The 10,881-nt window shown below is 60.4% G+C and carries 7 protein-coding genes, 1 tRNA gene and 1 pseudogene; 4 read left to right on the forward strand and 5 right to left on the reverse strand.

Going from position 1 to position 10,881, the window contains the following annotated elements; translation table 11 throughout:
• Positions 1–58: 58 nt before the first annotated feature.
• On the reverse strand, positions 59–2,191 hold the full coding sequence (locus tag BLR25_RS09700; RefSeq protein WP_176785824.1) for a hybrid sensor histidine kinase/response regulator: 2,133 nt from the start codon (positions 2,189–2,191) through the stop codon (positions 59–61).
• Between the two features lie 308 nt (positions 2,192–2,499).
• Between BLR25_RS09700 and BLR25_RS09705 the strand changes: the two genes are divergently transcribed.
• Entirely contained in the window at positions 2,500–3,915 is a 1,416-nt protein-coding gene (locus BLR25_RS09705) for a nicotinate-nucleotide adenylyltransferase (RefSeq protein ID WP_091937052.1), read from the forward strand.
• Between the two features lie 117 nt (positions 3,916–4,032).
• Here the strand turns inward: BLR25_RS09705 and ssb are convergent, their stop codons facing one another.
• Positions 4,033–4,500 carry a single-stranded DNA-binding protein gene (gene ssb / locus BLR25_RS09710; protein WP_091937054.1) on the reverse strand — a complete coding sequence of 156 codons (468 nt, stop codon included), beginning with the start codon at positions 4,498–4,500 and terminating at the stop codon, positions 4,033–4,035.
• Positions 4,501–4,557: 57 nt separating this feature from the next.
• Positions 4,558–5,757: an MFS transporter gene (locus tag BLR25_RS09715; protein WP_245715520.1), complete on the reverse strand. Its 1,200-nt coding sequence runs from the start codon at positions 5,755–5,757 to the stop codon at positions 4,558–4,560.
• Between the two features lie 170 nt (positions 5,758–5,927).
• Here BLR25_RS09715 and uvrA point away from each other — a divergent pair, with 170 nt between their 5' ends.
• The 3 genes from uvrA (at position 5,928) to BLR25_RS09730 (ending at position 9,408) form a co-directional block, all read left to right on the forward strand.
• Positions 5,928–8,783 (forward strand): excinuclease ABC subunit UvrA, encoded by a 2,856-nt coding sequence (gene uvrA / locus BLR25_RS09720; protein ID WP_091937058.1) that lies wholly within the window; start codon positions 5,928–5,930, stop codon positions 8,781–8,783.
• A gap of 131 nt (positions 8,784–8,914) precedes the next feature.
• Positions 8,915–9,211: an HU family DNA-binding protein gene (locus tag BLR25_RS09725; RefSeq protein ID WP_091937060.1), complete on the forward strand. Its 297-nt coding sequence runs from the start codon at positions 8,915–8,917 to the stop codon at positions 9,209–9,211.
• Positions 9,212–9,332: 121 nt separating this feature from the next.
• Positions 9,333–9,408 (forward strand) — tRNA-Ala (locus tag BLR25_RS09730).
• A gap of 44 nt (positions 9,409–9,452) precedes the next feature.
• On the opposite strand, the pseudogene BLR25_RS21935 reads toward BLR25_RS09730, so the two are convergent.
• Together BLR25_RS21935 and BLR25_RS09740 are read right to left on the reverse strand one after the other, a co-directional pair.
• Positions 9,453–9,551 (reverse strand): annotated as a pseudogene (locus BLR25_RS21935) (transposase); the annotation flags it as partial.
• A 64-nt stretch (positions 9,552–9,615) separates the two neighbouring features.
• Positions 9,616–10,748, reverse strand: a protein-coding gene (locus BLR25_RS09740) for an IS3 family transposase (protein WP_425438689.1) whose coding sequence is annotated in 2 segments (ribosomal slippage) — positions 9,616–10,490 and positions 10,490–10,748 — 1,134 coding nt in all. Because the reading frame shifts where the segments join, the coding sequence is not laid out codon by codon here.
• Positions 10,749–10,881 lie beyond the last annotated feature (133 nt).

Here is a 10,881-nt window from a genome sequence, read left to right on the forward strand (position 1 = left end):
ATGATACTACTTCCCGCAACAAATGCAAGCGTCGCGAAAACGCACGCCCTGACCGGTATCAGACGGGATCCGGACGATCCGGGGCAGGCTTGCCAAACGCCGGCGACAGCCATTGGTCGAGCACACGCTCGAGCACGTTGGCCGAGATGGGTTTCGAAATGTAATCGTTCATCCCGGCCGCAAGGCAACGTTCGCGATCGCCGGTGACGGCATTGGCGGTCATGGCGATGACCGGCACGGTACAGTGACGCGCCCGCAGTCGAGACGTCGCTTCGTAGCCATCCATGACCGGCATCTGGCAATCCATGAGAATCAGGTCGAAGTTCTCCATCGCGGCTCGCTCAAGCGCCTCCTGTCCATTGACCGCCGTCGCGACATTGACGACCCCCAGGCGCCGGAGCAAGCCTTTGGCGACGAGTTGATTGACGCTATTGTCCTCGACCAGCAAGACCCGGTACGGCTTGGCCTCGACGTCGCCCGTCGCGCTTTTCTCGGTTGCCGGCGCAACATCGAGCGTTTCGGGTACGACCAGCAAAGGAAGCTCGACCCAGAACGTCGCCCCTTGCCCCTCGACGCTGCTGAACCCCACCGTTCCGCCCATCATCTCCGCCAGTTGCTTGCTGATCGCCAGCCCCAGCCCCGTCCCGCCGAAGGTCCGTGTCGTCGAAGCATCGGCCTGGGCAAACGGCGCGAACAGCCGCGACTGCGCCTCGCGCGCAATCCCGACGCCGGTATCTTTCACCGCAAACCGCAGCACGACGCCGTCGGTCGAGGTACTTTCGAGCGACACGGCCAGAACGACCTCGCCGCTGCTCGTGAACTTGAACGCGTTGCCCAGGAAGTTATTGAGAATCTGGCGTAGCCGATGCGGATCGCCGCGCAGGCAACGCGGTAAATCGCCGACGATCTCCTGCCGGAAGGCGATATTTTTTTCACCCGCACGCACCGTGTAAAAAGCGACCAGATCCTCGATCAGGAGACGCAAATCGAAATCGAGCGTCTCGATCTCCAGCTTGCCCGCCTCGATCTTGGAAAAATCGAGGATATCGTTGATGATCGTCAGCAGTAACTGGGCGCTGTTGGCGAGCACTTGGGCATACTTGCGCAAGGTCGGCGCGAGATCGCCCTCGAGCAGAAGTTGCGACATGCCGATAATGCCGTTCATCGGCGTGCGAATCTCATGCGACATGGCGGCAAGAAACGCGCTTTTCGCATGATTGGCCGCTTCCGCCAGATCCTTGGAAACCTGGAGCTGGCGCCGAACCTCTTCCAACCGGACCAGCGACCGCAACAGCAAGAGGAACAAAATAATGACCGCCGCACTGACCGCCAGCGCCACCCCGACGACGTCGCGCCGGTGCGCGTGATAATCCGCCAGCACTTCGCCAAGGCTCTCGCCAACCACGAAATTCATGCCATACGCAGGCAGGCGGACATAGCCATACACGCGCTCGACTCCGTCGGTCGCCGCCACCTGCCGGAAGGTTCCGGAAATGGCCGCGTCGGGGCTTAGATAAGGGCTGTTGTGCAGCACCTTGCCGAAATATTCCTCAGCAGAGGGAAATCGTGCCATGAACTCGCCCGAATCGCGCACCATCGCCATGACACTGGCACCGGAGAGCTTCAATTTCCTGGCAAAGCCGGCGAACAAGTCCGGACTCACCGACAGAACGATGACGCCATCAAAAACGCCGTTACGGAACACCGGTCGCGTGAATTGAATCGACCACTTTCCCGACACCTTGCCCTGGAGCGGCTTGCTGATGAACAGCCGGTCTGTTTCCGGATTGTCGCGATGCACGCGGAAATGCTCGCGCTGGCTCAGGTCGGTGCGGTCGGTCGGTTTGGCGAGATTGGAAAAGGCGACGAATCCGTCCCGATCGATCACCGCCACCTGGAAGGAAATGTCACCGATGATGTCCTGCCGCCGCTGCACGAGTTCGGCAAAGGATTGCCAGTCGCCGGTCCAGTAGCTGCGCAAATCGAGCGCCAGTTCGTCGACACGCTTGAAGGCGGAATAGGAAAATTCGGCGAAGACCTGCGCCTGGACTTCCGACCGGAGTTCAGCCTCGTGAATGACGCTGTCTTTACTCCGCCCCAATTCGTAATAGGCAACCGCAAAAATCGCGGCCAGGCTGACAAAAGCCACGGCGCCGATCTTGAAGAGAAATTTCGGATAAAGGCGTTTCATGAAATGGTCGGAGCCCATCCTTGCATTAATGCCCAATAATTAATGCCCGATTCGTGCGTCTGTCGTCCCAAAAACCAGAGGCGATACGGCACTCTAGCAACAACGGCTGTCATCGGCAAACACCGCCGGCGAGCGACCGGTGCGTTGCCGTCAATGACATGAGAATCAAACGCACGCGTCGCGACACCCATACTATGCTCATGGGAAATCGATTTTTTGATAAATTCGGTCCTGGCGACGTTAGCTGTACGGCATGATTGCCGATGCAATGTCGCCGAACGCCCCCATTTTCACCACAGGACACCCACATGCAAGAACGCAACGCCGCACTCACCACTGATCAAAAAGCCCTCGCCGTCAACCTCGACAAATACAAGTACGGCACCATCGTCGAGATTGGTGCGGGACAGGAAGTGGCGCGTCGTTTCTTCCAGGTCGGCGCTGCCGCCGGCACCATCGCCAAGACCATGTCGGCCTATGACATGGCGGTCAGCGACGACATCTATGGCCAGGTCGACCGCTATGTCAGCCGCGAACGACTCCTGCAGATGCTCGACAAGGAGTTCACTCAAGTCGTCACACGCCTCAGCGACGTACGGCCGAAGAACACCACCTTCTTCGCTTATGCCGCAACGGTCACCGCGCGCAGCTTCAAGCAGACGAACGAATGCCATGGCTGGGTCGGGGTCCGCCTGCAACTGCATCCTGGCGCCGAACCGAGCGACGTCATCCTGCACGTGCGCATGCTCGACCACGAGAACGCGCAGCAATCCGAAGCGCTCGGCATCCTCGGCGTCAACCTGATCCACGGCGCCTTCTTCCTGCACCAGAAGCCGGACTGGATCGTCGAGTCGCTCGCCGATGGGCTCGGACCGGAGCGTATCGAAGTCGACTCGATTCATTTCTCCGGAACGTATTTCGAGGAAGTCGAAAACCGGTTGATGAACCTTCACCTCGTGCGCAGCAAGCTGACACGGGCGGTCGTCTTCAATCCTGCCGGCGAAGTCGTCGTGCCCGGCGCGCTCTTCTATCGCAAGCCGGTCATGGTGATGCGCGGACATTTCAAGCCGGTCACCAACGTCAACATCGACATGATGGCCTCCGGCCTCAAGCAGTTCAGCCAGCTCGCCGCCGTCGACGCCAACCAGATCGTCTCGCTCGCCGAAGTGACGATGAACTCGCTGATCCGCAATGACAACGTCGATGACGCCGACTTTCTCGCGCGCATCGACCTACTCGCCTCGCAGGGCTACACGGTCATGATCTCCGACTACCTGCGCTATTTCCGCCTGCGTGATTACCTGCGGCGCTATACGCAAAAACCCATCGGCATCGTGCTGTCGGTGCGCGACTTTCACTACCTGTTCGACGAGAAGTACTACGAAGGCCTGGAAGGCGGCATTCTCGAGGCATTCGGCAAACTCTTCCCGGACAACACCTACGTCTATGTTTACCCGTCGCGGCCGCGCGGCACCGAAGCAGCGGCACAGATCACGCTCGACAATGTCGAGGTTCCGCGCAAGCTGCGGCACCTGCTCGCGCATCTCAAGGAAAATGACAAGATGCTGGCGCTGATTCCGCTCGACGACCGTCACATGCACATCGATGCGGCCGAAGTGTTGACCAACCTGCGCCATGGCCGCGGCAGCTGGGAAAACGACGTGCCGGAAGCGGTTGCTCGCCATATTATTGCCAACCGACTGATGGGCTACGACAGCGAATAGGTCCGCCGCGAACGGCCGACCGGCGACGGCCATCGACCGCGCTGGTCCCCCACAAGGAAAAACCCGGACAAGTGAAACACCTGTCCGGGTTTTTTGTCGTAATGACTTCGGCGTATATCAGAACGGGATATCGTCATCCATGTCGTCGAAGCTCGCCTTCTTGGCCGCCACCGGCTTCGCACCGCCGTAGGACGGAGCCGGCGCGGCCGGTTCGCCGCCGCCGTAGGACGACGACGGTTCGCCCATGCCCTGACGGCCGCCGAGCATCTTCATTTCCTCGACGACGATCTCCGTCGTCTGGCGCTCCTGGCCGTCCTTGTCCTGCCACTTGCGCGAACGCAGCCGGCCCTCGACATAGACCTGCGACCCCTTCTTCAGATACTGGCCGGCGATTTCGGCGAGCTTGCCGAAGAACACCAGACGGTGCCACTCAGTCGCCTCCTTGCGCTCCCCGCTCGACTTGTCGCGCCAGCTATCGGTCGTCGCCAGGGACACATTGACGATGGCGCTGCCATCGGCACCATACCGAGATTCCGGGTCGCGCCCGAGATTACCGACGAGAATCACTTTGTTGACCGAGGCCATGCTGTCTCCAATAAAACGAAAGGGGTTAGCTGAAAACCCGGATTATAAGGGAAAGATTCAGGCCGCCGCTTGTCTGCGTGAAGGCGGCGGCACCAAGCCCCTCGCCAGCCACAGCCACGCCGCTGCCAGCACGGCGCAGGCGGAGAAAACCGCATCGCCACCGAAATGCTGCAGCAACCAACCGCCGACACCTCCGCCGACGAACAGCCCGATCGCCTGGGTGGTGTTATACACGCCGAGCGCCAGGCCCCGCTGCCCCGCCGGCGCAATCCGCGAGACCAGCGACGGCAGCGTCGCCTCGAGAATATTGAAGGCGACGAAAAACGACAGGATCAAGCCCGCCAGCACCCAGCCATGATCGCGACCGAAAATGAAGCCCACTTCGGTCGCCAGCAGCAGTCCAATGGCGCCGATGAACACCGGCTTGATCTTGCCGTGGCGTTCTGCCCGGATCACCGCCGGGACCATGAAGGCGAACGACAGCAGCACGGCCGGCAAATAGACTTTCCAGTGCTCGGCCAGCGGCAGCGCGGCCGCCTGCTTGAGCGCGGCCGGAATGACCATGAACATCGCCATCTGCATCAGGTGCAGGGAGAAAATGCCAACGTTCAGCCGCAGCAGTTGCGGATCGAGCAACACGCGCAAATTCCTCGCCTCGGGCACCGCCGGGCGGGCCGGCGCAGCCGGCACGACCCAGGCAACGACAGCGATCGCCGCCAGCGACAGGATGCCGGTGAGCAGAAAAATGCCATGCAGACCGACCGCGGCGTACATCAGCGGCGCCAGAACGAGAGAACCGGCGAACACCAGCCCGATCGAAGAACCGATCATCGCCATGACTTTGGTCCGATGCTCGTCACGCGTCAGGTCGGCGGCCAGCGCCGTCACCGCCGCCGAAATCGCACCGGCGCCCTGCAGTATCCGTCCGGCGATCATCCAGTACAGATCCTCGGCCTGCGCCGCAACCAGGCATCCGGCGGCAAAGAGCAGCAAGCCGAAAACGATCACCGGTTTACGCCCGTAGCGATCGGACGCGACGCCGAAAGGAATCTGGAACACCGCCTGCGTCAGCCCATAGGCGCCGAACGCGATGCCGATCAGCGTGTAATTGTCGCCACCCGGCAGTTGCTGCGCCGCCACGGCGAAAACCGGCAGGATCAGGAACATGCCGAGCATGCGCAAGGCGAAGACCGAGGCCAGCCCGAGGCCAGCGCGACGCTCTGACGGCGTCATGGGATCGTGAGACAAGGAACGCATCCGTCGGAAAGAAATCGAAAAATCGAAAGGAGACATTGACACAGCGGAACGCCGATTGGTTCGCGCTGTCGGAAGTGCGTATATTAAGCGGTTTTTCCTTTGCGCCCGGCACGAATGCAACGACGCCCGGGCCGGTTGAACCAGACACACCTCATTGCACCAGGCATCTCATGGACGGACTCCAGGAAATTCGCATCCGCGGCGCACGCACGCACAATCTCAAGAACCTCAACCTCGACCTGCCGCGCAACCGACTGATCGTCATCACCGGCTTGTCCGGATCGGGCAAATCCTCGCTGGCCTTCGACACGCTCTACGCCGAAGGCCAGCGCCGTTACGTCGAATCGCTCTCGGCCTACGCGCGCCAGTTCCTGCAAATGATGGACAAGCCCGACGTCGACCTGATCGAAGGTCTGTCGCCGGCCATCTCGATCGAACAGAAGGCAACCAGCCACAACCCGCGCTCGACCGTCGGCACCGTCACCGAAATCCATGACTACCTGCGCCTGCTCTTCGCCCGCGCCGGGACGCCGTTCTGCCCCGAACACGGCCTGCCGCTCGACGCGCAGACGGTCTCGCAAATGGTCGATCATGTCCTCGCGCTGCCGGCCGAAACCAAGCTGATGATCCTGGCGCCGGTCGTCGCCAACCGCAAGGGCGAACAACTCGACCTCTTCGCCGACCTGCGCGCCCAGGGCTTCGCCCGCCTGCGCGTGGACGGCGCCATCTACGAGATCGACGCGCTGCCGAAGCTCGCCAAGACGCAGAAACATACGATCGATGTCGTCGTCGACCGCCTCAAGATCCGAGACGACATGCGCCAGCGACTCGCCGAATCGTTCGAGACAGCGCTGCGCCACGCCGACGGCCGCGCCATCGCGCTCGAAATGGACAGCGGCAAGGAACACTTGTTCTCGGCCAAATTCGCCTGCCCGGTCTGCGCCTACTCGCTGCAGGAACTCGAACCGCGCATCTTCTCGTTCAACAACCCGATGGGCGCCTGCCCGAAGTGCGACGGTCTCGGCGTCATCCAGTTCTTCGATCCCAAGCGCATCGTCACCCAGCCCGAACTTTCGCTGGCCGCCGGCGCCATCCGTGGCTGGGATAAGCGCAACCAGTTCTACTTCCAGTTGCTGACCTCGCTCGCCGACCACTACGACTTAGACATCGACTGCCCATTCGACACCCTGCCCGAGCGGATCCGCGACATCGTCCTCTACGGCTCCGGACACGAGGTCATCCGCTTCCGTTATCTCAACGAAAAAGGCACGCGCTTCGACCGCGACCATATTTTCGAAGGCATCGTCCCCAACCTCGAACGCCGCTACAAGGAAACCGATTCGGTCGCCGTACGCGAGGAACTCTCCAAACTGATCAGCAACAAGACCTGTCCGAGTTGCGACGGCGCCCGCCTGCGCGAAGAAGCGCGCCATGTGCGCATCGGCAGTGGCGAAGGTGCCCTGACGCTGCACGAAATCAACCGCCTGCCGCTCGGCGGAACACGCGACTACTTCCTCGGACTCAAGCTCAGCGGCAACCGCGCGCAGGTCGCCGAGAAAGTGCTCAAGGAAATCGTCAGCCGTCTGCAGTTCCTGATCAACGTCGGCCTCGACTACCTCTCGCTCGACCGTTCGGCCGAAACGCTCTCCGGCGGCGAGGCGCAACGTATCCGGCTGGCGTCGCAGATCGGCTCCGGATTGACCGGCGTCATGTACGTCCTCGATGAACCCTCGATCGGACTGCACCAACGCGACAACCACCGCCTGCTTGAAACGCTGCACCACCTGCGCAACCTCGGCAACACCGTCATCGTCGTCGAACACGACGAAGACGCCATCCGCAGCGCAGATTATGTCGTCGACATCGGGCCGGGTGCCGGCGTCCATGGCGGCAGCATCATCGCCGAAGGCACACCGCAGGAAGTGATGGACAACCCGGCCTCGGTCACCGGCGACTACCTCTCCGGCCGCCGCCGCATCGAAGCGCCCGGTGCACCCCGGCCCGCCGACCCCGAACGGCAGCTCCGGATCATCGGCGCCCGCGGCAACAACCTCAAGAACGTCACGCTCGAATTGCCGGTCGGCCTGCTGACCTGCATTACCGGCGTTTCCGGTTCGGGCAAATCGACGCTAATCAACGACACCCTCTACGCCGCAGCCGCCCGACATCTTTACGGCTCGACGGCGGAACCGGCCGAGCACGACCAGATCACCGGCCTCGACCACTTCGACAAGGTCATCAACGTCGACCAATCGCCGATCGGACGCACGCCGCGTTCAAACCCGGCCACCTACACGGGGCTGCTGACGCCGATCCGTGAACTCTTCGCCGGCGTGCCGGAATCCCGTACGCGCGGCTACGGCCCCGGCCGCTTCTCGTTCAACGTCAAGGGCGGGCGTTGCGAGGCCTGCCAGGGTGACGGCGTCATCAAGGTCGAAATGCACTTCCTGCCCGATATCTACGTCGCCTGCGACGTCTGTCACGGCCATCGCTACAACCGGGAGACGCTGGAAATCCGCTACAAAGGCAAGAACATCCACGACATCCTGCAAATGACCGTCGAGCAGGCGCGCGAATTCTTCGACGCGGTGCCGGTTGTCGCACGCAAGCTGCAAACGCTGGTCGACGTCGGTCTCTCCTACATCACGCTCGGCCAGAGCGCGACGACGCTCTCCGGCGGTGAAGCCCAGCGTGTCAAGCTTGCCCTCGAACTCTCCAAGCGCGACACCGGCCGCACGCTCTACATTCTTGACGAGCCGACCACCGGACTGCATTTCCAGGACATTGAACTTCTGCTCGCGGTCCTGCACCGACTGGCCGATCACGGCAACACCGTCGTCGTCATCGAGCATAACCTCGACGTCATCAAGACCGCCGACTGGATCGTCGATCTCGGTCCTGAAGGCGGGCACGGCGGGGGAAAAATCCTGGCGACGGGAACCCCGCAAGCCATTAGCAAGATTGGCGCCAGCCACACCGGACGCTTTCTGAAACCGCTTATGAAGCGCATTCCGGGGGGGCGATAGCGAAAAAAACAACAAAATCGCCAAATTCTTCGCGAAAACCCGCGCCAACCCTCTTCACAGCTTGCATATGAAATGTAAGAATCTTCGCCGAGTACCAGACCGGCTCTCAACAATCACCAACAGGAGATACCATGAACAAGTCTGAATTGATCGATGCCATTGCAGCAAAAACCGAACTCTCGAAGGTTGCTTCCGGCAAGGCGCTTGACGCCGTCGTCGAAGCCATCGTTCAGGCTGTTGCCAAGGGTGACGGCGTAAGCCTCGTCGGCTTCGGCTCCTTCAAGGCATCGGCTCGTGCCGCTCGCGAAGGCAAGAACCCGAAGACGGGCGAAAAGATCAAGATCCCGGCAACCACCGTGCCGAAGTTCAGCGCTGGCGCCACGTTCAAGGCCGCCGTTGCCGCCGCCAAGGGCAAGAAGAAGAAATAAGTTTGATTTGCAGAGCCGGAAAGGGCTTGCCGCGTGCAAGCCTTTTTCGTTCGAGGGGCTCTGTAAAGCCAATTAGCATTTGACGCGCAGTGATGAATTTCGTAGAATGCGCGCTCGACGTGGGGGGGTAGCTCAGCTGGGAGAGCGCCGCGTTCGCAATGCGGAGGTCGTGAGTTCGATCCTCATCCTCTCCACCACAAAATTCAAAGCCCAACCGGCGACGGTTGGGCTTTTTTTTGGTTCATCGCGCCTTGCCGGGGAAAGCAGCCTTGATCTTCAGAAAGAAATAGGCGGAGTCACGGAATCCGTAGGCGGAACGCTTGATGACCTTGATCTTGTTATAGAAGTGGCCCCGTTCAGTTGGACAGAATTCCGGTTTTCTTAAGTGATATCTCTGCCGGGTTTTAAGCCGCCGCGGCGAGCGGCGGCTTGCTGAGGTTGAAGTAAGCCGTGTCGGGAGTGTTTCCGTCAAGCGTTGAATGCGGACGACGACGGTTGTAAAAGTCAAAATATCTGTTCAAAGCCTGCCTGGCGATCGAAACGGTGTCATAGCCGTGCAAATAGACCTCTTCGTATTTCACTGATTTCCAGAGGCGCTCGACGAAGACATTGTCACGCCAGTAGCCCTTGCCATCCATGCTGATCGCAATGCCGTTCTGTTCGAGCACGCTGATGAAGGCTGAGCTGGTGAACTGACTTCCCTGATCCGTGTTCATGATTTCTGGTGGTCCGTATTTCAGGATCGCCTCTTCCAAAGCCTCGACGCAAGGGGCTGCGGTGAGCGTATTGGACAGCCGCCAGGCCAAGACGCGGCGGGTAGCCCAATCCAGCACGGCAGAGAGATACACAAAGCCTCGCTGCATCGGAACATAGGTTGTATCCATCGCCCAGAACTGGTTTGGGCGATCAATGGAGAGGCCACGCAAGCGGTAGGGGTAGATGCGGTGCGCTTGGTTACGCCGGCTGGTGTTGGCCTTGCGGTAGATGGCTTCAATGCCCATCTTCTTCATCAGCGTACCGACATGCTTGCGGCCGATTTCTACGCCTTCGAGCTTGAGCATATCGCGCAGCATGCGAGCACCGGCAAAGGGATGCTCCAAATGAAGTTCGTCCATTCTTCGCATCAGTCGAAGTTCATCCTGCGGTATCGGCTGTGCCTGGTAATACACCGACGACCGCGATAAATCGAGAAGTTGTACTTGCCTCACCACCGGCAATTTATGATTCCTGTCGATCATTTCTTTGCGCTCGCATCGCCGATGCGACCGAGCGCGCCGGCCAAAAAATCGATCTCCAGCGCCTGCTGGCCAATTTTTGCATGGAGGTCTTTCAGGTCCGGTCCGGCAGACTGCTTCTCAGCAACGCTGGAAAAAACGCCAGAGGCGTTTTCCAGGAGTTGCGTCTTCCATTGGGTTATTTGGTTCGCATGAACATCGAACTTCTCCGCTAACGCGGCTAAGGTCTCATCGCCTTTGAGGGCTGCGATTGCCACTTTGGCTTTGAAGGCGGCTGTGTGGTTACGGCGGGGTCTTCTCATTGCTTCTACTCCTGGTTCGGCGATTTCCATCGCACATTGGAGCAGAGATTTCACTTAACCGCCTGACCTATTTCGCGGGACCACTTCTCTTCATGACAAATCTCCTGCCCGTTAGGGTTTCAAATTTGCCAGA

Origin of the sequence: Propionivibrio dicarboxylicus (genome assembly GCF_900099695.1) — a bacterium.
Lineage (GTDB): Bacteria > Pseudomonadota > Gammaproteobacteria > Burkholderiales > Rhodocyclaceae > Propionivibrio > Propionivibrio dicarboxylicus.